This window comes from Variovorax sp. ISS6 (assembly GCF_056523145.1).
Genome location: NZ_JAWRZC010000001.1, coordinates 6,160,994 through 6,181,448 on the forward strand (window position 1 = coordinate 6,160,994; position 20,455 = coordinate 6,181,448).

The window sequence follows — 20,455 nt, forward strand, 5'->3', positions numbered from 1 at the left end:
TGCTATTTATTCAATAGCAAACAACGGAGCACTGGCGCGCGGTCCAAGATGTCGCGCTGTCAGGCAATCGTGTGCAACCATCAGAGGTTGCGCGCGTTGAAGGTGTCGCAGGCCTGCACGCTGCCCGTTTGGTAGCCGGTTCCGAACCAGCGCTGGCGCTGCGCGCTGGTACCGTGCGTGAAGCTGTCGGGCACCACCGCGCGCCCCGCGGAGCGCTGCAGGGCGTCGTCGCCGATCTTCTGCGCGGCATTCATCGCGGACTCGATGTCGCCCGGGTCGAGCCACTTCTTCGACTCCTGCGAATGGTGCGCCCAGATGCCCGCGAAGCAGTCGGCCTGCAACTCGACGCGCACGCTCATCGCGTTGTTCTGGCTCTGGCTCAGGCGCCGGCGCATGCCGTCGACCTTGGCCGTGATGCCGAGCTCGTCCTGCACGTGGTGGCCGACCTCGTGCGCGATCACGTAGGCCTGCGCGAACTCGCCCGGCGCGCCGAGCTGGTTCTTGAGCGTGTCGTAGAAGCCGAGGTCGATGTAGACCTTCTTGTCGCCCGGGCAGTAGAACGGCCCCATGGCCGATTCGCCGGTGCCGCAGGCCGTGGGCGTGGCGCCGCGGAACAGCACGAGGCGCGGCGCATGGTAGGTGCCGCCGTTCTTCTGGAAGATGTCGCTCCAGACCACCTCGGTGTTGCGCAGCACGGTGCTGACGAAGGCGGCCTCGCGGTCGTTGGCCGGCGGCTTGGGCGCCGGGCCCTGTTGCTGCTGCACCGGTGCCGGGCCGCCGCCACCGCTGAGCAGGCTCAGCACGGTGAGCGGATTGATGCCGAAGACCCAGCCCGCGATCAGCGCGACGGCGATGGTGCCGATGCCGATCCCGCGGCCGCCGATGAAGCCGCCGCCACCACCACCGCCACCCTCGCCGCGGCGGTCTTCCACGTTGTCGGATTGCTCGTTGCCTTCCCATCTCATCGCATGCTCCTTGCCGGCCTCTTGCTGGGGTTTTGGCCGGTGATCGCCGGATGGTAGCGGCCCCGGGAGGCGCCGGGGTAACCGGGCGTCAGCGCAGGCCGCGCGCGCATGGCGGAGGCGCGCTCGACAGCGAGATCAGGTCTTGGGCAGGGTCACGCCGCGCTGGCCCTGGTACTTGCCGCCGCGGTCCTTGTAGCTGGTCTCGCAGACCTCGTCGCTCTCGAAGAACAGCACCTGGGCGCAGCCCTCGCCCGCATAGATCTTGGCCGGCAGCGGCGTGGTGTTGCTGAACTCGAGCGTCACGTAGCCTTCCCATTCGGGCTCGAAGGGCGTGACGTTGACGATGATGCCGCAGCGCGCATAGGTGCTCTTGCCCAGGCAGATGGTCAGCACGTTGCGCGGGATGCGGAAGTACTCGACGGTGCGCGCCAGCGCGAAGCTGTTGGGCGGGATGATGCAGTAGTCGCCGTGCATGTCGACGAAGCTCTTCTCGTCGAAGTTCTTCGGGTCGACCACCGTGCTGTGGATGTTGGTGAAGACCTTGAATTCGGGCGCGCAGCGGATGTCGTAGCCGTAGCTCGAGGTGCCGTAGCTGATGATCTTGTGGCCGTCGGACTCGCGCACCTGGCCGGGCTCGAAGGGCTCGATCATGCCGTGCTGCTCGGCCATGCGCCGGATCCATTTGTCGCTCTTGATGCTCATATGCGGTCGCTGCTGCGGGGGGAACGGGCGCGAATTGTGGCACGGCAGGCAGCGCCGCCCTGCCCCGCCTACCCGGCCTGCGAGATCACCGTGCGCTCGACCAGCCGGTCGTCGCCCAGCACGATCAGCGCGAACAGCAGCTCCTCGAGGCCGTTCGCCCGCGCGGTCTTGCGCTCCAGCAGCGGCGTGGCCTTGGGATTCAGCACCAGGAAGTCGGCCTCGCAGCCCGGCTGCAGGTTGCCGACCACGCCGTCGAGCCCCAGCGCGCGCGCCGCGCCGCCGGTGTGGCGCCACCAGAGTTCCGAGGGCGCGATGCTCAGGCCGGCCTTGGTCTGGCCCTCGCGGCCCACGTAGTAGGCGGCCATCATGGTGTGGAAGGGGCTGAAGCTGGTGCCGCCGCCCACGTCGCTGGCCAGGCCGTAGGGGTGGCCCACCTGGTCGGCCTTGCCGAAGTCGAAGAAGCCGCTGCCCAGGAACAGGTTGCTGGTCGGGCTCACGGCCGCGGCGGTCTTCGTCTCGCGCAGCAGCGCGCGGTCGGTGTCGTCGAGGTAGATGCAGTGCGCGTAGACGGCGCGCTCGCGCATCAGGCCGAAGCCGGCGTAGACGTCGAGGTAGGAACGCGCCTGCGGATACAGCTCGCGCACCCAGGCCACCTCGTCGCGGTTCTCGGCCACGTGCGACTGGATCCAGGTGTCGGCGTACTTCGCGGCCAGCTCGCCGGCGCCGCGCATCTGCGCGTCGGTGCTCGCGGGCGCGAAGCGCGGCGTGATGGCGTAGCCGAGCCGGTCGACGCCGTGCCACTTGCGGATCAGCGCCTCGGAATCGATCAGGCTCTGCTCGGTCCGGTCGCGCACGCCGTCGGGCGAGTTGCGGTCCTGCAGCACCTTGCCGGTGATCATGCGCAGGCCGCGGCGCCGGGCGTCCTCGAAGAAGGCATCGACCGAGGCCACGTGCGAGGTCGCGAAGGTCAGCGAGGTGGTGACGCCGTTGCGCAGCAGTTCGTCGAGGAAGAAGCCGGCCACTTCCTTCGAATGGGCCGGGTCGGCGAAGCGGCTCTCGGCCGGGAAGGTGTAGTTCTCGAGCCAGGGCAGCAGGCCCGGCGAGGGCGAACCGATGATGTCGGTCTGCGGGAAATGGATGTGCATGTCCACGAAGCCCGGCGCGAGGATGCGCCCCGGCAGGTGCGTGGTGTGGACCTCGGGATGGCGCGGCGCCACGGCGGCGTGGCTGCCCGCATCGAGCACGCGCTGGCGGCCGGCGGCATCGGGGCCGACGACCAGCAGGCCGTCTTCGTCGAACTGGGGAAGACCTGCGGCGTCGAAGCGCAGCAGGGAGGCGCGGTAGGCTTTTTTCATCGTGGAGACCGAGCGTAATGCAGCCTCGCGCCGCCGCAATTTCCATGCGCGTATGAGCGCTATATGGCGCGCCGCCTGCGGGTTATCCCGAGGCCGGGGCCTGGAAACGGCGAAGCCGGGCCATGGCGGCCCGGCCGGACCCCCCCGATGCCCGCGGTCTCAGGACTTCGCGAGCACCTTGCCGAGCGCGAACACCGAGTTCGGCACGTTGGTCGGGCGGGCGACGCTGGGCGCGGCCTGGCGCGAGGTCGCGTGGCGGACCACCGCGGGCGCCTTGGCCTGGGTCGCGTTGCGCGCGAGCTGCTCGTCCATCAGGTGCTGCAGCGTGACCGAATCGAGGAACTCCACCATGCGGCTGTTGAGCGATGCCCAGAGCTCGTGCGCGGTGCAGCGCACGCCTTCTTCCTCGCTCGCGGAGGCCGAGGACGGCGCCGCTTCGGCGGCATCGACCGCGAACACGATGTCGGCCACCGTGATGCGGGCGGCCTTGCGGCCCAGCGAGTAGCCGCCGCCCGGGCCGCGCGTGGAGGCGACCAGTTCGTGCCGGCGCAGCTTGCTGAACATCTGCTCCAGATAGGACATCGAAATCTTCTGCCGCAGGCTGATGGCAGCCAGCGTGACCGGACCGGTGGTCTGGTGCAGGGCCAGATCGATCATGGCGGTGACCGCAAAGCGGCCCTTGGTGGTGAGACGCATCTCATCTCTCCTTCGTGCTTCTTGTAGACGTGAGGCCATTGCGGCCCCGGGGCGAAGCTTCCTTTGTTGTTATGCGTTCTTCCAGAAACTCGACGCCGGAGTATCGGGCCTCGCGGACCGACTACCGGCAGATCCCGCCATTGTCGGCGAAAGATCTGCCTTTTTGGCACCGGAAAAGCACTGAAGCCTTCCCGAACACCGGCATAGGCCTGTCCGACACGAAAAACGGCATTCGGTTCCCGAACCCGCCGACGGTCGTTCCGCTCAGCGCGCGATCCGCCCCTGCACGCCCTCGGCCAGCCAGTTCATCCGCAGGATCTGCTCGTCGGACAGCTGGCTGCCCTTGGCGATCGCGACGCGGCCCTCGTTGTCGCGCACCTCGGCCGCCACGGCGCGGAACGGCTGCAGCCGGCCGGCCGCGATGTCCTGCTGGCGCGCCAGCACCTCCTGCTGCACGGCCTGGGGCACCCTGGTGCCGAAATCGCCGACCCGGATCATTCCTTCCTTCACGCCGCCCCAGAGGTTGGCGCTCTTCCAGCTGCCGTCGAGCACCGCGCGGGCGCGCTGCGTGTAGTAGCCGCCCCACTGGTGCGTGACCGCGACCACCTGGGCGTCGGGCGCGATCCTGCGCATGTCGGAGTGGTAGGCGATCGCCAGCTTGCCGCGCTCCTGCGCCGCCGCCATCACCGCGGTCGAGCCGGTGTGGAAGGCGATCACGTCCACCGACTGGTTGAACAGGGTCATGGCCGCGTCGCGCTCCTTCGGCGGATCGAACCACTCATCGAGCCAGACCACGCGCACGGTGGCCTTCGGGTTCACCGAACGCATGCCGAGCGTGAAGGCGTTGATGCCCTGCAGCACCTCGGGGATCGGGAAACCCGCCACGTAGCCCGCGACGTTGCTCTTCGTCATGCGCCCGGCCGCCACGCCGGCCAGGTAGCGGCCCTCGTAGTAGCGCGCGTTGGCGGTCGCCACGTTGGGCGCGGTCTTGTAGCCGGTGATCGACTCGAACTTCACCTCGGGGAAGTCGCGCGCCACCTTGAGCGTGGGCTCCATGTAGCCGAAGCTCGGCGTGAAGATCAGCCGGTGGCCCTGCTGCGCGAGGTCGCGGATCACGCGCTCGGCATCGGCGCCCTCGGCCACGTTCTCGACATAGGTGGTCTTGACGCGGGCGCCTAGCGCCGCTTCCACGGCCTGGCGGCCCTCGTCGTGCTGGCGCACCCAGCCGGCCTCGGTCAGCGGCGTGACGTAGACGAAGCCGATCTTCAGCGGCGGCGCGGGTTGGGTCTGGGAGTGGGCCCGGGAGTGGGCGGACAAAAGAAAACAAGCGGTCAGCCACGCCACCAAGGCGCGGCCCGCGAGGTTTTTGTACATGGTGTTCCTCTACATGGCCCCGGAAAAAGAAATCCCCGCACCGGCCGGGACGCCCGGTGCAGGGGCGGGCATTCTACTTGTCGAAGGCCGGGTCGACCGGCACCCGGTAGCCGTTGACCAGCCGGTTGGTCTCGTTGGCCATGCCGACGACCGCCATCAGCTCGGCGAACATCGCCGGCGTCATGCCGGCCTTCTCGGCGCCCGCGTGGTGGCTCGCGATGCAGTAGTTGCAGCCGTTGCTGACGCTCACGGCCAGGTAGACCATCTCCTTGACCACCGGGTCGAGCGCGCCGGGCGCCATCACCTCCTTGAGGCTGGACCAGGTGCGCCGCAAGGTGGCGGGGTCGTTCGCGAGGTACTTCCAGAAGTTGTTGACGTCGGGCACGTTGCGCGTGGCCTTGATGTCGTCGAACACGGCGCGGACCTCGTCCGGGGCGTTCGCGTATTCGATGGGCTGGGGTTTCATGCGGTGTTCTCCTGGGTGTCTGTGGCCGGACGCCCATTAGAGCGAAAGCCGCGCGGCCGCGCCGCCAGCCGTGCACAGCCGCGATGGCTGCCGCCGCCAATCGGCAGGCGCCAGGGCGCGCGGGCGGCGGGACAATTCCGCCACCCCATGACGACCGACGCACAGCCCTCCTCCACCGCCGCGTTCACGCATTCCACCCACTGGCGACGCAACCTGGTCGTCTGCATGTTCGGCTCCTTCACCACCATCGTGGCGATGACGCTGCTGCTGCCCTTCCTGCCGCTGTACGTGGAGCAGCTCGGCGTGAAGGACCATGCGGCCATCGTGCAGTGGTCGGGCGCGGCCTATGGCGCGACCTTCCTCAGCGCGGCGCTGGTGGCGCCGCTGTGGGGCTGGCTGGCCGACCGCTACGGGCGCAAGCCGATGCTGATCCGCGCCAGCCTCGGCATGGCGGTGGCGATGGCGCTGATCGGCGTGGCCGGCAACGTCTGGCAGCTGGTCGGGCTGCGGCTGCTCGCGGGCCTGCTCGGCGGCTATGCCTCGGGCTCGATGGTGCTGGTCGCCACGCAGACGCCCAAGGACCGCACCGGCTGGGCACTGGGCACGATGTCCTCGGCGATCATGGCCGGCAACCTCGTGGGGCCGCTGGTCGGCGGCGCGCTGCCGCCGCTGATCGGCATCCGCGCCACCTTCTTCGCGGCCGGCGCGATCATCTTCGTGGCCTTCCTCGCCACGGCCTTCCTGATCCGCGAGGAGAAGAAGCCGCGCGCCGCCACGGTCAGGGGTGGCGACGCCGGCGCCGGCTGGGCCGCGGTGCCCGACAAGGGGCCGCTGGTCGCGATGCTGTTCACCGGCATGCTGCTGATGCTCGCCAACATGTCGATCGAGCCGATCATCACGGTCTACGTGGCGACGCTGGTCGAGGACCCGGACCGCGTGACCATGATGGCCGGCTTCGTGATGTCGGCCGCCGCGCTCGGCAGCATCCTGTCGGCCTCGCGGCTGGGCAAGCTGGCCGACCGCGTGGGCCACTGGAACGTGATCGTGGGCTGCCTCGCGGTGTCGGCGCTGCTGCTGATCCCGCAGGCCTTCGTGACCTCGGGCTGGCAGCTCGTGGTGCTGCGCTTCCTGATGGGGCTGTCGCTCGGCGGCCTCTTGCCTTGCATCGCGAGCGTGATCCGCCACAACGTGCCCGAGCGCGTGGCCGGCAACATGCTCGGCTATTCGACCTCGGCCCAGTACACGGGCCAGGTCGCGGGGCCGCTGCTCGGCGGCTTCGTGGGCGGCCACATCGGCATGCGCGCGGTGTTCCTCGGCACCTGCGTGCTGATGGCGGCGGGCGCGGCGTGGAACTGGGCCGCCAAGCGGCGCTGAGCGAATGGCGATCGCGCGCCCATAAAAAAACCGAGGCGGGGCTTTGGGGCCCGCACCTCGGCAACGCAGTGAAGGTTGGGAGCGGGCCCGTTCGCCGAAGTTCAACCTTTCGTGGCTGTTCCGACGAACGGCGTTCCGCGCCTCACTCGCTCATTCGCTGATCGAACTGGTCTTCAGCGCCGCATCGGCCTGGATCTCGGCTTCGGAGAACGGCACCTTGAGCCACTGCCCGGCGCTGTAGGCGCGGGTGTAGTCGGCGTTGTGCGCCGAGGCTGGGTCGTCCGACAGCGAGAAGGTCAGGAAGGTATGGGCCTCCACGCCGCCGGCGGGGAAGCGCACGATCTGCATGTAGCTGTTGCCGTTCGGGTCGCCGTCCATCGAATAGCCGCCCTTGTCGAGCCGGTTTTCCGAGCAGGCGATGGTGAAGTAGCCTGGGCCGCCGCAGCCGCCGCAGCCGCCGTACAGCGGGATCTTCTCACCGCTGCGCGTTGCGAACAGCACGTCGCCGCGCTTGGCATCGGCCGCGAAACCGCTGGCCTGCACCCGCGCCGCCGCGGCACCGAGGGCTTCGCGCAGCGCGACGGCGGCGCTGCTCTTGAGGTCGCGCGGCGTGTGGATCGGATCGGCCGGATCGAAGGGCACGTTGTAGAGCGTGGCGGCCGGCAGCAGCGAGGCACGGTTCCAGAACTCGTCCCAGACGTGCGCGCCGCGCGAGGCCACGGTGCCGGTGTTGTCCCAGGCACGCAGCGCGGCGCAGGCGGCGCTGACGTCCACCGTCGGTCCGATCGCGTCGCCGGTCGCCGGGTCCTTCGACACCGACACCGTCGGGCCGGTGCACACCATCGCCAGCGCCTGGTCCTTGAACAGCTCGGCCGTCAGCGCCCGGCTGTTGAGCACCATGCGCCTGACCGTGTCGGCGGTCGCGCCCTTGGCGCCGTAGGCGTCGCCGCCGTCGATGCGCCCCTGCGCCAGCAGGTTGCCCATGCGGGTGCGGAAGCTCACGGGGCTGGTGCCGGCCGGGCCCATGATCGGCGGATAGCCGGTCATCGGCGCCTTCGGGTTGGCGAGCCAGTAGCTGTCGTTCATGTTGGCCACGTAGTCGTCGCGCTGCAGGTTCGGCAGGCGCGAGGCACCGATCACGCCCTTCTGCGGCGAGTCGGCGTCGGTCTGCCAGTCGCAGGCGCTGCGCGAGCCGTCGAACACCGGCACGCGCGCGAGCGAGGCCCCGCCGGCATTGAGCATCTGGCCGGTGGGCGTGGTGCAGTCGGTCATCTGCGCGGGCGACACGTTCGGGATCGCGCCGATGTCGGCATACCAGGCCTTGGCCGCGCCACGGCCCACGGCCACGGTGTTGACCCAGGGGATCGCGACCTCCTCCTTCTGGATCGCGATGAACTCGTCGAGCGACTTGGCCGTGTTCCAGCGGTGCCAGTTGCGGAACAGCCGGAAGTTGTCGGCGTTGATGTCGCGGATCGCGTAGGCCGTGGTCTGGCTCCAGGCCAGCGCCGGACTGAGCGCGCCGAGGTTGATCAGCGGACCGTACTCCGACTTGTAGAGCGTGCGCGTGACCGGCACCACGCCACCGCCGTCCTGCTTCACCTGCACGGTGATGTTCGCGGCCTTCATCTTCACCGCGGCGCCGTCGCGCATGTAGCTGGTGGGGTCGCCCGAGGCGAGCTTGAGCTCGAAGAAGCCGAAGCGGGTGGCGGTCGAGACCGTGTGGCTCCAGGCGACGTCGTTGTTGAAGCCGATCAGGATCACCGGGATGCCGAGGAAGGAGGTGCCGCTGATGTTGGCCTGGCCCGGGATCGTGATCTGCGCCTGATAGAAGCGGTCGGGGCCGCGCCAGTACCAGTGCGGGTTGCCGAACAGCAGCGGGCTGTCGCCGCCGGTGGCGCCGGTGCCGAAGCCGATCATGTTGCTGCCCACGCCCTCGTGGCCGCCGACCTGGAGCTCGGGCATGCGCACCGCGGCGAGGCGGGTGGCCGGCTCGCTCTTCGCGGCCTCGCGCCGGGCCATGGCGACCGAGGCGGCCGGCGCGGTGGCGCCCGCGATGTTCGGCAGGAAGTTGCTGAGCCCGGCCGCGAAGTTGGCCGCGTACATGCGGCGGAAGATGTCCTCGCGCGTGACCGGCTGCACCCAGGCCTCGTTGCGGCAGGCTGCGTTGGCGCCGGCGCTGCCGCCGGCCTTGATCTCGCGCACGTAGCGGTTGTAGCCCGCGGCGAAGCCCTCGACCAGCTTGATCAGCGTGTCGGGCTGCTGCTTGAGCATGGTCGCCACCACGTCGTCCGAGATCACGTGCTTGTGGAAGAAGTCGGAGTCGATGTTCTTCGGCCGGCCGATGGTGCTGCTGAACGGGATCTGCGCGTCGGCGCCGAAGTAGCGCGAGCGCTCGCCGCGGTAGGTGAGGAAGGAGTTGGCCATGGTGCACAGGTCGTCCTGCGCCTGCGCATAGCCGTAGCCATAGCCCGCGCCGGCCCAGTTGTCCGCCTTGATGTGCGGCACGCCCATCGCGGTGCGGCGGATCTCGGCCTTGTAGGTGGCGTTCTCGGCCGGCGGCGGGCTGATCGGTCCGATCGGGAAGAAGCCGCCGCCGCCTCCACCGCCGCCGCAGGCGACCAGCAGCGTGGCCGCCGCGGCCAGCGAGGTGGCCGTGAATGCGAGGGCGAGCGGCCGCCTCCGGCCGCGCGGATTGTCTTGTCTCATGTCGGATGTCTCCTGTGAATGCTCTGGTGGTGCTCTCTTGATGGAGCCTTGCCAGCTTAGGCAGCGCACCGGCCGCTGGCTTGAACGAAGCCGCTGTATTGCGCTCGCGCGGGCGCCGCTGCAGCAGGCGCTCAGGAATGCATCGGGAGCGCGCCGTGGCCCCAGGCCTGCGAGGCCTGCTCGTCGGCCTTGACCTCGACCTTGCCCGCGAGGAACGAGGGCGCGAGGCCGAAGTAGCTCTTGAAGGTGCGGCTCATGTGGGCCGCGTCGGTGAAGCCGCTGGTCAGCGCGACGTCGGTCAGCGGGCGCTGGCCGGTGAACTGCTGCACCGTGCGCCGCACCTTGGTCCACAGCGCATAGCGCTTGATCGACACGCCCACCTGCTGCGCGAACAGGTGGGTGAGCCGGTCGGGCGAGAGGCAGGCCACGGCCGACAGCTCGCGCAGCGACACCGCGCCCGCGCGATGGCGGATCGCGTCGAGTACGCGCTCGATGCGCGGATCGTTGGGCGTGCGGCGCTCGGGGCTGCCGGTGATGGTCTCCACCAGGCCGCGGCTCAGTGCCTGCAGCGCGGCATCGTCGAGCGCGCCGGCCTGCGCGGGCTCGAAGCCCTCGCGCAGGCGGCCGAAGCGGCGCGCGTCGAGCACCTGGATGCCGTGCCCGCCGAGCTGGCGCGAGAGCATGCGCTAGGCGCCCGAGGCCGGATCGATGTTGAGCGACAACAGCCCGCAACCCTCGACCGCGAGCCGGCGCGCCACGTGCGGCGCCACCACGGCGGCGGTGCACCAGGTGCGCGTGCCGTCGGCCGCCTCGAGCATGAACGGATGCCCGCTCACCGAGGCCAGCACCGTGGCCGAGGAGCGCGCGGTCAGGCCCGACTGGATCGCCGGCGTGATGTAGAGGAACCTGTCGTCCCACAGGTGCAGGAAGTTCTTCGGGATGGTCATGGACCCGCTTGTCTCGTCTCTTGTCTTCTGCGCCCCATTCTGGGGCGATCAACGCGCAGGCGGTATGAGGCATTGCCCTCACTGGGCCGAAGGACGGTCGGTCCGCCCCCGGGCTCAGTGCAGCACGCTCCCCTCGCCCTGCACATGCTCGCGCACCGCCTCCAGCAGCAGGGTGCCCAGCCGCGCGGCCGGCGCTTCCGCCTGCGCCTGCGCGCGATAGAGCGACAGCGACATCTGCGGCAGCGCGGGCAGGCCGAGCAGCGTGCGGTCGATGGCCCGCACCTGGCGCGGCAGGCCGAAGGGCGTGCGCACCGAGAGGCCGAGGCCGGCCGAACTCGCGGCCCACAGCGCGGCCAGGCTGCTGCTCGCGAAGGCATGGCGCCAGGGCACGCCCGCGCGATCGAGGGCGTCGGTGACGATGGCGCGCAGCGGACAGGGCGCGTCGAGCAGCACCAGCGGCAGCGGCTCCCGCGTCCTGCGCGCGCCCGCCGCGCCGCGCTCGCGCTCCTTCCACCAGGGGGCATCGCACATCGCCGCGTCGACCGGGCCGATCCACTGCAGCGGCAGCCGCGCCACGCGCTGCGCATGCGCGGAGATCGGCTGCTCGCCCGCGTCCCAGGCCAGCGCGAGGTCGAGCTTGCCGAGCTCGAGCCGCTCGCGCAGGTCGCCGCTGCGCGCCACGCAGGCCTCGATGCGCACCTTGGGATGGGCGCGCGCGAAGCGGCCCAGCACCGCGGGCAGCAGCGTCTCGCCGAAGTCCTCCTGCAGCCCGAGCCGCACCCAGCCCTCGAGGTCGACACCGCGCATCGCGGCGCCCGCCTCCTCGTTGAGCGCCAGCAGCCGGTGCGCGTAGGCCAACAGGGTCTCGCCCGCGTCGGTCAGCTCCAGCCCGCGGCCGGCCTTGCGGAACAGCACCGTGCCGGCCTGCGACTCGAGCTTCTTGAGCTGGGCGCTGACCGCCGAGGTCGAGCGGCCGAGCCGGTCGGCCGCGCGCGCATAGCTGCCGAGCGCCACGCCGGTCGAGAAGCTGCGCAGCACGTCGAGATCGAACATCACCTGGGACATCGCAACCATCCTGTTTTTTCGAACGATGCGACGATTATTTTCTGATTTTCAAAACCTTCGCAAGCGCGGAGACTGCGTCGCCTATGACCCATTCCGCCCCTTCCCCCTCCCCGCTCCCGCCGCGCCACCGCTGGAAAGTGCTGAGCGCGGGCGTCGCGGCCAACGCCGCGTTCTCGGTCGCCTTCAGCGGCATCCCGATGACCGCCGTGCTGATGCGCTCGGGCTACCAGCTCGACAACGCCACGCTCGGCCTGGTGCTCGGCCTCATGGGCCTGGGCATCGCGGTCAGCGAGCTGCCCTGGGGCCTGCTGACCGACCGCTGGGGCGACCGCCCGGTGCTCTTGCTGGGCCTGGGCGCCACCGCGCTCGCGCTGGCGGCGATGGCGCTGTGGGCCGCGCCCGTGCCCGGCCACGTCCCGGGCCTGGGCCTGCTCGGCGGCGGGCTGCTGCTGGTCGGGCTGCTCGGCGGCAGCGTCAACGGCGCCAGCGGCCGCGCGGTGATGACCTGGTTCGCGGCCGGCGAGCGCGGCCTCGCGATGAGCATCCGGCAAACCGCCGTGCCGCTGGGCGGCGCCGTCGGCGCGCTGGTGCTGCCGTGGCTGGCGCTGCACCTCGGCTTCGCGGCGCTCTACGGCGTGCTCGCGCTGCTGTGCGCGCTCAGCGCCTGGATGGCCTGGGCCTGGGTGCACGAGCCGCCGCCCGAGCGCGCCGCACGGCCCTCGGCCGCGCCGGCCGCTTCGGGCACCGGCCCGCTGCGCGATGCGCGCGTGTGGCGCATCGTCGCGGGCATCGGCATCCTTTGCGCGCCGCAGTTCGCGGTGCTGTCCTTCGGCACGGTGTTCCTGCACGACTTCGGCCATGCGGGCCTGGCGACCATCACCGCCGCCATGGTCGCGCTGCAGGCCGGCGCGATGGCGATGCGCGTGTGGAGCGGGCGCTGGACCGACCGGCGCGGCAACCGGCCGGCCTACCTGCGCGCCTGCGCCAGCCTCAGCGTGGCGCTGTTCGCGTTGCTCGCGCTGCTGGTGTTCTGCACCGGTGCGCAGTTGGCCGCCGAATCGCAGGCGCTGCGCATCGCGCTGGTGGTGCTGCTGGGCGTGAGCGGCATCTGCGTCTCGGCCTGGCACGGCGTGGCCTACACCGAGCTCGCCACGCTGGCCGGCGCCGCGCGCGCCGGCACGGCGCTGGGCATGGCGAACACCAGCGTGTTCCTGGTCTGCTTCCTCACGCCGTTCTCGATCCCGCACCTGATGGCGGCGCGGGGCTGGCCGCTGGTGTGGCTGGCGGCGGCCGGTTGCGCGCTGGTCGCTGTGCCGCTGCTGGCGCCGCGCGCGCCTTCGACTTCCGCCAGTGCCTGTCAGGCGCCGAAGTCGGCGAAGACGACGTTGAGCCGCTCCACGTAGGCGCGCTTGGCGGCCTCGTCGATGAAGCTGCCCTCGAAGCTGTTGGCCGCGAGCTGCCAGGCATGGCGCGCGCCCAGGCCGGTGGCCTCGAAGGTCTGCGTGAAGTTCTGGTTCATGTAGCCGCCGAAGTAGGCCGGGTCGTCGGAGTTCACCGTGGCGACCAGGCCCGCGTCGAGCAGGGTGCCGAGGTTGTGCTGCGCGAGGTCGGGGAACACGCACAGCTTGAGGTTCGACAGCGGGCACACGGTCAGCGGGATGCGGTCCTGGGCCAGCCGCTGCATCAGCGCCGGGTCCTTCGCGCTCTGCACGCCATGGTCGACGCGCTCCACCTTGAGCACGTCGAGCGCGCTCCACACGTATTCGGGCGGGCCCTCCTCGCCCGCATGGGCCACGAGGTGCAAGCCCAGTTCGCGGCAGCGCGCGAACACGCGCGCGAACTTCTCGGGCGGATGGCCGACCTCGCTCGAGTCGAGCCCCACGCCGATGAACTTGTCGCGATGGGGCAGCGCCTGCTCCAGGGTCTCGAAGGCCTCTTCCTCGCTCAGGTGGCGCAGGAAGCACAGGATCAGCGACGCGCTCACGCCCAGCTTCGATTTCGCCTCGACGCAGGCGCGGTGCAGGCCGTCGACCACGGTCTGCATCGCCACGCCGCGCGCGGTGTGGGTCTGCGGGTCGAAGAACATCTCGGTGTGGACCACGTGGTCGGCCGCGGCGCGCTCGAGGTAGGCCCAGGCCATGTCGTAGAAGTCCTGCTCCTCGAGCAGCACGCTCGCGCCCGCGTAGTAGATGTCGAGGAAGCTCTGCAGGTTGGTGAAGGCGTAGGCCTGGCGCAGCTCCTCGACGCTGGCGTAGGGAATGGCCACGCCGTTGCGCTGCGCGAGTGCGAAGATCAGCTCGGGCTCGAGCGAGCCCTCGATGTGCATGTGCAGCTCGGCCTTGGGCATGGCGCGCAGCAGCTCGGGCAGGCGCCCGGCGGGAATGGCGTCGAAGCGCAGGTGGTCGGCGGCGGGACGGAAGTCGGTCATGGTGGGGTCTGGCGCATGGGGGGCGCCGTGGGGCGTTGCGTTCGCGCGAGCATAAAGGCTGCCCGCGGCCGCGCAATGCGCGAAACCGTATGGCCTCAATCGAGGCTGCGCGCCGAGCTCGTGAGCGAGCGCGCGCACAAGAGCAAGGTGGGCGCCAGCTTGCGCACCGCCTCCTCCAGCGTCCAGCGGCTGGTGGGCGCGACCACGTGCACCGAGGCCACCGGCCGGCCCTGGCTGCCGAGCACCGGCGCGGCGATGGTCATGTCGCCGAGGAACAGCTCCTCGGCATTGGTCGCGAAGCCCTGCAGCCGCGCCTGGCGCAAGGTGGCCAGGATCGCCTCGACCTCGGTCAGCGTGTGGGTGGTGTGGGCCACCCGGTCCGAGGCCTCGATCAGCGCGCGCGCCTCGTCCTCGGGCAGCGCGCTCAGGAAGGCGCGGCCCGAGGCGGTGCAGTACATCGGGATGCGGCTGCCGATCGGCATGTGCACCGGCACGAACTGCGCGCTCACGAAGCGCGCCACGTAGACCATGTCCAGCCCGTCGGGCTCGGTGAGGCAGGAGGTCTCGGTCGTCACCTTGGTGAGTTCCGACAGGTACGGGTTCGCCACGTCGATCAGCGCATTGGCCGCGAGGTAGTTGAAGCCGATCTCCATCACGCGTGGCGTGAGCTGGTAGCGCCGCGTCTTCGGATGCTTGCGCAGGTAGCCGAGCTTCTCGAGCGTGAAGACCATGCGCTGGGCCGAGCTCTTGGTGATGTCGGTGGCCGCGGCCACGTCGGCCAGCGTCATGGTGCGCCGCCGCGCGCTGAAGGCGCGCAGCACGGCCAGGCCCTTCTCGAGCGACTGGTTGAAGAGAAGGCTCTGGCTGTCCTCGGGCGCCGCGTCGTCGGCGGTCCCGGTGGGGGCGGTCGTGGGGTCCATGGCGCCGAAGTATAGCTAGCGTCCGAAGAAATATCGAATATCGATACGGTCAATTCGACTAGTGGTTTTCATTTATTGATTAAAGAGTCAATCGAATCGATTATTGGCATGCATGTTGCGTTGACCCTGCTTCCTTCCTTTCTCTGTCTCTTGTCCTGAGGAGTGCTTCCATGAATCGCATCGTTCGCCACCTCCGCCCGCTGCGCCGCCTCGCGCTCGGCCTCTGCATCGCCGGCGCCGCCTCGTTCGCGGCGGCCCAGGGCGCGGCCCCGGCCAGCTTCAACGTGGGCGCCACCGCCACCGGCGTGCCCTTCACCTTCCTCGACGTGAAGAGCAACAGCATCCAGGGAATGATGGTCGACACCGTCACCGCGGTCGGCAAGGCGGGCGGCTTCACGGTCAACGTGCAGCAGACCGTGTTCTCGGCGCTGATCCCCTCGCTCACGGCGCGCAAGATCGACATCGTCTCGGCCGCCATGCTCAAGACGCCCGCGCGCCAGGAGGTGGTCGACTTCAGCGACCCGGTCTATTCGTACGGCGAGGGCCTGATCGTCAAGGCCGACGACACCCGCGCCTACGCCACGCTCGACGAGCTCAAGGGCGAGGTGGTGGGCGCGCAGGTCGGCACCGTGTTCCTCGACATGCTCAACAAGAAGGGCATCTTCAAGGAGGTGCGCAGCTACGACTCGGTGGCCGACATGACGCGCGACCTCTCGCTCGGCCGCATCAAGGCCGGCCTCGGCGACCAGCCCATCATGGCCTACCAGATCCGGCAGAACACCTTCCCGGGCGTGAAGCTGGTCGACAGCTACAAGCCGGTGAACGTGGGCGACGTCTGCCTGGTGGTGCGCAAGGGCGACACCGAGACGCTGGCGCGGCTGAACAAGGCCATCGCCGCGATCAAGGCCGACGGCACGCTGGCGAAGATCGTCCAGAAATGGGGCATCTGAGCGCGCGCTGAGCCATGGCCTCCTCGTTCCTCCAACACGCGCAGGACTTCCTGCCGATCCTTCTGCAGGGCGCGGTGGTCACGGTGCAGGTCACCGTGCTGTCGTTCCTGCTGAGCAGCGTGCTCGGCCTCGCGCTGGCGCTGATGAAGCTGTCGCCGGTGCGCGCCGTCTCGTGGACCGGCGCGGTGATCGTCAACGTGATCCGCGGGCTGCCGATCATCGTGCAGCTGTTCTACATCTACTTCGTGCTGCCCGAGTTCGGCGTGCAGCTCACGGCCTTCCAGGCCGGCGTGATCGGCCTGGGCATCGCCTACTCGGCCTACCAGGCCGAGAACTTCCGCGCCGGCATCGAGGCCGTCGACCCGGGCCAGCGCGAGGCCGCGCAGGCCATGGGCATGCGCTCGGCGCTGATCATGCGGCGCGTGATCCTGCCGCAGGCCTTCCGCATCGCGCTGCCGCCCTACGGCAACACGCTGGTGATGATGCTCAAGGACTCCTCGCTGGTCTCGACCATCACGGTGGCCGAGATGACGCGCGCGGGCCAGCTGATCGCCTCCTCCACCTTCCAGAACATGACGGTCTACACGCTGGTCGCGCTGCTCTACCTGCTGATGAGCCTGCCGCTGGTCTGGGGCCTGCGCCGGCTCGAGGCGCGCTTCGGCGCCGGAAGGAGGAAGCCATGATCCACGTCGAAGGCCTGGAGAAGCGCTTCGGCGCGCACCGCGTGCTGCAGGGCGTGAGCCTGCGCGTGGACAAGGGCGAGGTGGTGTGCCTGATCGGCCCCTCGGGTTCGGGCAAGTCGACGGTGCTGCGCTGCATCAACGGCCTCGAGTCGTACGAGGGCGGCGAGGTGCGCGCCTTCGGCGAGCGCGTGGACCGGAACTCACCCGCCATCCACCGGCTGCGCAGCCGCATGGGCATGGTGTTCCAGCGCTTCAACCTGTTCCCGCACCGCACCGTGATCGAGAACGTGATGGAGGGCCCGGTGCACGTGCTGCGCCAGAACCCGGCGCAGGCGCGCGAGGAGGCGCTCGCGCTGCTCGCCAAGGTCGGGCTGGCCGAGAAGGCGCAGGCCTGGCCGGCGCAGCTCTCGGGCGGCCAGCAGCAGCGCGTGGCGATCGCGCGCGCGCTCGCGATGAAGCCCGAGGCCATGCTGTTCGACGAACCGACCTCGGCGCTCGACCCCGAGCTCGTGGGCGACGTGCTCGGCGTGATGCGCGCGCTGGCCGACGAGGGCATGACCATGATCGTGGTCACGCACGAGATGGGCTTCGCGCGCGAGGTGGCCGACCGGGTGTGCTTCCTGCACAGCGGCAGCATCGTCGAGGAAGGCCCGGCCGCGCAGGTGCTGGGCGCGCCGCGCCAGGCGCGCACGCAGGACTTCCTGCGCCGCGTGCTGCATCCGTCGGCGGAGGTGCGCGCGTGAGCATCGCGACATCCACACTGCCTCCCTCGCTGTGGGCAGCCACCGCGCCGGCGGCACCGCCGACGCCGCCGCTGGCCGGTTCGCGGCGCGCCGACGTGCTGATCGTCGGCGCCGGCTTCACGGGCCTGTCGGCCGCGCTGCACCTGGCCGAGGCCGGCGCGAAGGTCTGCGTGCTCGAGGCGCACGAGCCGGGCTGGGGCGCCTCGGGGCGCAACGGCGGCCAGGTCAATCCCACGCTCAAGCACGATCCCGACGAGCTGGTGCGGCTCTACGGCGCCGCGCGCGCCGAGCCGCTGATCGACGCGGTCTCGCGCTCGGCCGACCTGGTGTTCGAGCTGATCGAACGCCACGGCATCGACTGCCAGCCGGTGCGCAAGGGCTGGCTGCAGGTGGCCTATTCGCAGCAGCACATCGCCGCCATGCATGCGCGCGCCGAGCAATGGGCGCGGCGCGGCGCCGCCACGCAGATGCTCGACCGCGCCGACGTGGCGGCGCGCCTGGGCACCGAGGCCTTCGCGGGCGGCTGGCTCGACGGCCGCGCGGGTGGCATCCAGCCGCTGGCCTACACGCGCGGCCTGGTGCGCGCGGCGCAGGCGGCGGGCGCGTCGGTGCACGGCGGCAGCACGGTCACCGCGCTCGAACGCCGCGGTACGCAGTGGCATGCGACCACGGCCAGCGGCGCGAGCGTGGTCGCCGACCAGGTGCTGATCGCGACCAACGGCTACACCGGCGGCCTGTGGCCCGGCCTCTCGCGCACGGTGCTCGCGGCCAACAGCTTCATCGTCGCGACCGCGCCGCTGCAGGGCGCGGCCGCGCACGCCATCCTGCCGGGCGGCGAGACCGCCTCGACCTCGCAGCGCCTCTTGCTGTACTTCCGCAAGGACGCGCAGGGCCGGTTGCTGATGGGCGGGCGCGGCCACTTCGCCGATCCGGCGGGACCGGCCGACTTCGCGCACCTCGAGCGCTCGCTCGAACTGCTGTTCCCGCAGCTCGGGCCGCTCGAATACGAGTACCGCTGGGCCGGCCGCATCGCCGTCACGCGCGACTTCATGCCGCATGTGCACACGCCCGCGCCGGGCCTCACGATCGCGCTGGGCTACAACGGGCGCGGCATCGCGCTGGCCACCAGCATGGGCCGGCACGTGGCGGCGCGGCTGCTGCAGCCGGGGGCGGATTTCCCTTACCCGGTGACGCCGCTGCGGCCGATACCGCTGCATGGACTGCAGCGCTTCTACATCGCGGCCGGCGTGGCCTGGTACAGCCTGCTCGATCGCTTCTCCTGAGCCGGCGCCCCGCTTGATAAGCTGGGCCGCATGCACACCCTGATCAGCATCGCGGCGTATCTCCTGATCGGCATCGCCGTGGCGCCGCTGCTGCTGCTCGGGCTCTATGTGCTGGCCGACCGGCTCGGGCTCAAGGTGGCCGACCGCATGCTGTCGCTGACGGCGCGGCTGCTGCAGGTGCAGTGGCTCAGTGGCGGTGTGGTCAATATCGTCGGCGGCCTGCTCATCGCCGCGCTCGGGATCTGGGCCGCGCTGTCCCTGGAGCCGTCGTGGCATCGGCTGGCCGGCCTGCTGCTGGTGCCCTTCGGGCTCTGGCGGGCCTATCGGGGCGTGGCCGTGCTCAGGGCGCTCTCGAGCGTCGACCAATAGCACACGCAGGGCGGCCAGCCGATACCATGGCGTGCTCCATCCATCCACAGCATCGGACACACGACATGGCGATCGACACGCTTTCCACCTGGCACCAGCTCGTGAAGACGCACGACGCGGCGGGGCTCGACATCCTGCTCGACGAGAACGCCGTCTTCCATTCGCCGGTGGTGCACAAGCCGCAGGTCGGCAAGGAGATCACGCGCCGCTACCTGGCCGCGGCCTTCGAGGTCTTCTTCAACCCGAGCTTCCGCTACGTGCGCGAAGTGAAGGCCGAGCGCGACGCGGTGCTCGAGTTCGAGGTGGAGCTCGACGGCATCGTGGTCAACGGCGTCGACATGATCCGCTGGAACGACGCCGGCAAGATCACCGAGTTCAAGGTGATGCTGCGCCCGCTGAAGGCCGTGAACCTGATCCACCAGAAGATGGCGGCGCAGCTGCAGGCCGCGCAGCAGCAGCCCCGGGCCTGACGGTTCAGAGCGGCTCGAAGCCGGGCGCCTGCGTCATCTCGGTGGGCTTGTAGATCTTGTGCGCGGCCGTGGTGGTCGCCACGTCGGACACCACCAGCAGGCGCCACAACGGCTCGCCGACCGAGCTCAGCTGCTCCTCGCGCGTGAGGCGGAAGGTCGGGAAGCCCGAGGCCGTGCCCTTGACCGTGACCTTGAGCAGGGTCGCGCCCTTCGAGTTCGACACCACGATGTCGTAGCCGGTCTTCTGGCTGCGCACGTCCTCGGCGTTGTAGCCGTAGCCCTTGAAGTGGCGCATCACGTAGTCCATGGCGGCCTCCTGCACGGCCTCGGCCGAGCCCAGCTTCGCCGCGCCGTCGGCACCGGCCGCGGCCTCGTCGGGCACGTTGCCCTTGGCGCGGGCGGCCTGGATCGCGGCCTCGTCGGGCACCCAGCCGCGCGGGCCGCGCACCAGCACCGCGAACTTGCGCTCGGGCTCCCAGCTCGCGACATGCCATTCGGCGTCGTCGCGCACGCGCGTGGAGACCTTGGCGCTGCGGTTGGTCTCGATCTCGCCGATGGCGATGCGGTTGGTCTGCACCACGGCGCGGAAATCCTGGCCGGCGTCGAAGGTGCGCTTGAGCAGCGCGAGGCGGTCGGCGGCGCGCTGCGACTGGAACGCGGTGCGCGGGCCGCCGCCGGGGCGGAACTGCACGTCGAGCGACTCGAGGCAGAACCAGCGCCCGCCCTCGCCGAGGTTGACGTACTCGCCCCAGATGGTGGCGATCACGTTGTCGCCGGTGGCGAGCCAGGCGTGGTCCGAGGCCTTCTCGCGCGCGTCGAACACCCCCATCTTGGCGACGATGTCGACCGGCGTGAGCCGGGGGCCGGAGAGGCGCATCTCATCGATGACGGCGAGTACTTTGGGGTCGACTTCCTTGTCCATGCGGGGGTCTTGTGCGAGAGGCAGATTGGAGATTGCG

General features: G+C 70.3%; 21 protein-coding genes. 8 read left to right on the top strand and 13 right to left on the bottom strand.

Annotation, left to right across the window (positions count from 1 at the left end):
* Positions 1-80: 80 nt before the first annotated feature.
* From ypfJ to AC1HIL_RS28415, 6 genes are all read right to left on the bottom strand, one after another.
* Positions 81-965 (bottom strand): KPN_02809 family neutral zinc metallopeptidase, encoded by an 885-nt coding sequence (ypfJ, locus tag AC1HIL_RS28390; protein WP_479670569.1) that lies wholly within the window; start codon positions 963-965, stop codon positions 81-83.
* 135 nt (positions 966-1,100) lie between these two features.
* Entirely contained in the window at positions 1,101-1,667 is a 567-nt protein-coding gene (gene dcd / locus AC1HIL_RS28395) for a dCTP deaminase (RefSeq protein WP_057591958.1), read from the bottom strand.
* Between the two features lie 68 nt (positions 1,668-1,735).
* Positions 1,736-3,022, bottom strand: coding sequence for a guanine deaminase (gene guaD, locus AC1HIL_RS28400; protein WP_057591959.1), 1,287 nt, complete (start codon positions 3,020-3,022; stop codon positions 1,736-1,738).
* A 159-nt stretch (positions 3,023-3,181) separates the two neighbouring features.
* Positions 3,182-3,718 carry an Rrf2 family transcriptional regulator gene (locus AC1HIL_RS28405; RefSeq protein ID WP_057591960.1) on the bottom strand — a complete coding sequence of 179 codons (537 nt, stop codon included), beginning with the start codon at positions 3,716-3,718 and terminating at the stop codon, positions 3,182-3,184.
* A 264-nt stretch (positions 3,719-3,982) separates the two neighbouring features.
* A complete protein-coding gene (locus tag AC1HIL_RS28410; RefSeq protein WP_479670570.1) occupies positions 3,983-5,092 on the bottom strand; it encodes a BMP family ABC transporter substrate-binding protein in 1,110 nt (369 codons plus the stop codon).
* Between the two features lie 73 nt (positions 5,093-5,165).
* Positions 5,166-5,558 (bottom strand): carboxymuconolactone decarboxylase family protein, encoded by a 393-nt coding sequence (locus AC1HIL_RS28415; RefSeq protein WP_057591963.1) that lies wholly within the window; start codon positions 5,556-5,558, stop codon positions 5,166-5,168.
* A gap of 147 nt (positions 5,559-5,705) precedes the next feature.
* Here AC1HIL_RS28415 and AC1HIL_RS28420 point away from each other — a divergent pair, with 147 nt between their 5' ends.
* Positions 5,706-6,932 carry an MFS transporter gene (locus tag AC1HIL_RS28420; protein ID WP_479670571.1) on the top strand — a complete coding sequence of 409 codons (1,227 nt, stop codon included), beginning with the start codon at positions 5,706-5,708 and terminating at the stop codon, positions 6,930-6,932.
* Positions 6,933-7,082: 150 nt separating this feature from the next.
* Here the strand turns inward: AC1HIL_RS28420 and AC1HIL_RS28425 are convergent, their stop codons facing one another.
* From AC1HIL_RS28425 to AC1HIL_RS28440, 4 genes are all read right to left on the bottom strand, one after another.
* Entirely contained in the window at positions 7,083-9,638 is a 2,556-nt protein-coding gene (locus AC1HIL_RS28425; RefSeq protein ID WP_479670572.1) for a penicillin acylase family protein, read from the bottom strand.
* Between the two features lie 131 nt (positions 9,639-9,769).
* Positions 9,770-10,321, bottom strand: a complete 552-nt coding sequence (locus AC1HIL_RS28430; protein WP_479670573.1) for a helix-turn-helix domain-containing protein — start codon at positions 10,319-10,321, stop codon at positions 9,770-9,772.
* 3 nt (positions 10,322-10,324) lie between these two features.
* Positions 10,325-10,585 (bottom strand): hypothetical protein, encoded by a 261-nt coding sequence (locus AC1HIL_RS28435; protein WP_479670574.1) that lies wholly within the window; start codon positions 10,583-10,585, stop codon positions 10,325-10,327.
* A 114-nt stretch (positions 10,586-10,699) separates the two neighbouring features.
* A complete protein-coding gene (locus tag AC1HIL_RS28440) occupies positions 10,700-11,650 on the bottom strand; it encodes a LysR substrate-binding domain-containing protein (protein WP_057591969.1) in 951 nt (316 codons plus the stop codon).
* A gap of 83 nt (positions 11,651-11,733) precedes the next feature.
* Here AC1HIL_RS28440 and AC1HIL_RS28445 point away from each other — a divergent pair, with 83 nt between their 5' ends.
* The gene (locus tag AC1HIL_RS28445; protein WP_479670575.1) at positions 11,734-13,053 is read left to right on the top strand and encodes an MFS transporter; all 1,320 of its coding nucleotides are present in this window, start codon (positions 11,734-11,736) and stop codon (positions 13,051-13,053) included.
* Here AC1HIL_RS28445 and AC1HIL_RS28450 read toward each other — a convergent pair.
* Both AC1HIL_RS28450 and AC1HIL_RS28455 read right to left on the bottom strand, forming a co-directional pair.
* A complete protein-coding gene (locus AC1HIL_RS28450) occupies positions 13,008-14,078 on the bottom strand; it encodes an adenosine deaminase (protein ID WP_479670576.1) in 1,071 nt (356 codons plus the stop codon). The genes AC1HIL_RS28445 and AC1HIL_RS28450 overlap by 46 nt on opposite strands.
* Before the next feature lie 95 nt (positions 14,079-14,173).
* Positions 14,174-14,998: an IclR family transcriptional regulator gene (locus AC1HIL_RS28455; protein WP_093340419.1), complete on the bottom strand. Its 825-nt coding sequence runs from the start codon at positions 14,996-14,998 to the stop codon at positions 14,174-14,176.
* A gap of 170 nt (positions 14,999-15,168) precedes the next feature.
* Between AC1HIL_RS28455 and AC1HIL_RS28460 the strand changes: the two genes are divergently transcribed.
* The 6 genes from AC1HIL_RS28460 (at position 15,169) to AC1HIL_RS28485 (ending at position 19,496) form a co-directional block, all read left to right on the top strand.
* Positions 15,169-15,948, top strand: coding sequence for an ABC transporter substrate-binding protein (locus AC1HIL_RS28460; protein ID WP_057591976.1), 780 nt, complete (start codon positions 15,169-15,171; stop codon positions 15,946-15,948).
* A gap of 14 nt (positions 15,949-15,962) precedes the next feature.
* A complete protein-coding gene (ehuD, locus tag AC1HIL_RS28465) occupies positions 15,963-16,631 on the top strand; it encodes an ectoine/hydroxyectoine ABC transporter permease subunit EhuD (RefSeq protein WP_057591978.1) in 669 nt (222 codons plus the stop codon).
* Positions 16,628-17,374 carry an amino acid ABC transporter ATP-binding protein gene (locus AC1HIL_RS28470; protein WP_209544154.1) on the top strand — a complete coding sequence of 249 codons (747 nt, stop codon included), beginning with the start codon at positions 16,628-16,630 and terminating at the stop codon, positions 17,372-17,374. The genes ehuD and AC1HIL_RS28470 overlap by 4 nt, the downstream gene beginning before the upstream one ends.
* On the top strand, positions 17,371-18,657 hold the full coding sequence (locus AC1HIL_RS28475; protein ID WP_479670577.1) for an NAD(P)/FAD-dependent oxidoreductase: 1,287 nt from the start codon (positions 17,371-17,373) through the stop codon (positions 18,655-18,657). The genes AC1HIL_RS28470 and AC1HIL_RS28475 overlap by 4 nt, the downstream gene beginning before the upstream one ends.
* A 30-nt stretch (positions 18,658-18,687) precedes the next feature.
* Positions 18,688-19,026: a hypothetical protein gene (locus AC1HIL_RS28480; protein WP_413762646.1), complete on the top strand. Its 339-nt coding sequence runs from the start codon at positions 18,688-18,690 to the stop codon at positions 19,024-19,026.
* Positions 19,027-19,091: 65 nt separating this feature from the next.
* Positions 19,092-19,496, top strand: a complete 405-nt coding sequence (locus AC1HIL_RS28485; RefSeq protein WP_057591984.1) for a nuclear transport factor 2 family protein — start codon at positions 19,092-19,094, stop codon at positions 19,494-19,496.
* Between the two features lie 4 nt (positions 19,497-19,500).
* On the opposite strand, the gene AC1HIL_RS28490 is transcribed toward AC1HIL_RS28485, so the two are convergent.
* On the bottom strand, positions 19,501-20,418 hold the full coding sequence (locus tag AC1HIL_RS28490) for a DUF3883 domain-containing protein (protein WP_261210814.1): 918 nt from the start codon (positions 20,416-20,418) through the stop codon (positions 19,501-19,503).
* Positions 20,419-20,455: the final 37 nt, after the last annotated feature.

Excerpts from the sequence above, each read along its gene's own strand:
- AC1HIL_RS28485 (WP_057591984.1), top strand. The coding sequence starts at position 19,092 with ATGGCGATCGACACGCTTTCCACCTGGCACCAGCTCGTGAAGACGCAC.
- AC1HIL_RS28490 (WP_261210814.1), bottom strand. The coding sequence starts at position 20,418 with ATGGACAAGGAAGTCGACCCCAAAGTACTCGCCGTCATCGATGAGATG.
- AC1HIL_RS28450 (WP_479670576.1), bottom strand. The coding sequence starts at position 14,078 with ATGACCGACTTCCGTCCCGCCGCCGACCACCTGCGCTTCGACGCCATT.
- AC1HIL_RS28440 (WP_057591969.1), bottom strand. The coding sequence starts at position 11,650 with ATGTCCCAGGTGATGTTCGATCTCGACGTGCTGCGCAGCTTCTCGACC.
- AC1HIL_RS28405 (WP_057591960.1), bottom strand. The coding sequence starts at position 3,718 with ATGCGTCTCACCACCAAGGGCCGCTTTGCGGTCACCGCCATGATCGAT.
- AC1HIL_RS28470 (WP_209544154.1), top strand. The coding sequence starts at position 16,628 with ATGATCCACGTCGAAGGCCTGGAGAAGCGCTTCGGCGCGCACCGCGTG.
- AC1HIL_RS28445 (WP_479670575.1), top strand. The coding sequence starts at position 11,734 with ATGACCCATTCCGCCCCTTCCCCCTCCCCGCTCCCGCCGCGCCACCGC.
- AC1HIL_RS28460 (WP_057591976.1), top strand. The coding sequence starts at position 15,169 with ATGAATCGCATCGTTCGCCACCTCCGCCCGCTGCGCCGCCTCGCGCTC.
- AC1HIL_RS28420 (WP_479670571.1), top strand. The coding sequence starts at position 5,706 with ATGACGACCGACGCACAGCCCTCCTCCACCGCCGCGTTCACGCATTCC.
- AC1HIL_RS28410 (WP_479670570.1), bottom strand. The coding sequence starts at position 5,092 with ATGTACAAAAACCTCGCGGGCCGCGCCTTGGTGGCGTGGCTGACCGCT.
- AC1HIL_RS28430 (WP_479670573.1), bottom strand. The coding sequence starts at position 10,321 with ATGCTCTCGCGCCAGCTCGGCGGGCACGGCATCCAGGTGCTCGACGCG.
- AC1HIL_RS28435 (WP_479670574.1), bottom strand. The coding sequence starts at position 10,585 with ATGACCATCCCGAAGAACTTCCTGCACCTGTGGGACGACAGGTTCCTC.
- dcd (WP_057591958.1), bottom strand. The coding sequence starts at position 1,667 with ATGAGCATCAAGAGCGACAAATGGATCCGGCGCATGGCCGAGCAGCAC.
- AC1HIL_RS28480 (WP_413762646.1), top strand. The coding sequence starts at position 18,688 with ATGCACACCCTGATCAGCATCGCGGCGTATCTCCTGATCGGCATCGCC.
- ehuD (WP_057591978.1), top strand. The coding sequence starts at position 15,963 with ATGGCCTCCTCGTTCCTCCAACACGCGCAGGACTTCCTGCCGATCCTT.
- AC1HIL_RS28415 (WP_057591963.1), bottom strand. The coding sequence starts at position 5,558 with ATGAAACCCCAGCCCATCGAATACGCGAACGCCCCGGACGAGGTCCGC.
- guaD (WP_057591959.1), bottom strand. The coding sequence starts at position 3,022 with ATGAAAAAAGCCTACCGCGCCTCCCTGCTGCGCTTCGACGCCGCAGGT.
- ypfJ (WP_479670569.1), bottom strand. The coding sequence starts at position 965 with ATGAGATGGGAAGGCAACGAGCAATCCGACAACGTGGAAGACCGCCGC.
- AC1HIL_RS28455 (WP_093340419.1), bottom strand. The coding sequence starts at position 14,998 with ATGGACCCCACGACCGCCCCCACCGGGACCGCCGACGACGCGGCGCCC.
- AC1HIL_RS28425 (WP_479670572.1), bottom strand. The coding sequence starts at position 9,638 with ATGAGACAAGACAATCCGCGCGGCCGGAGGCGGCCGCTCGCCCTCGCA.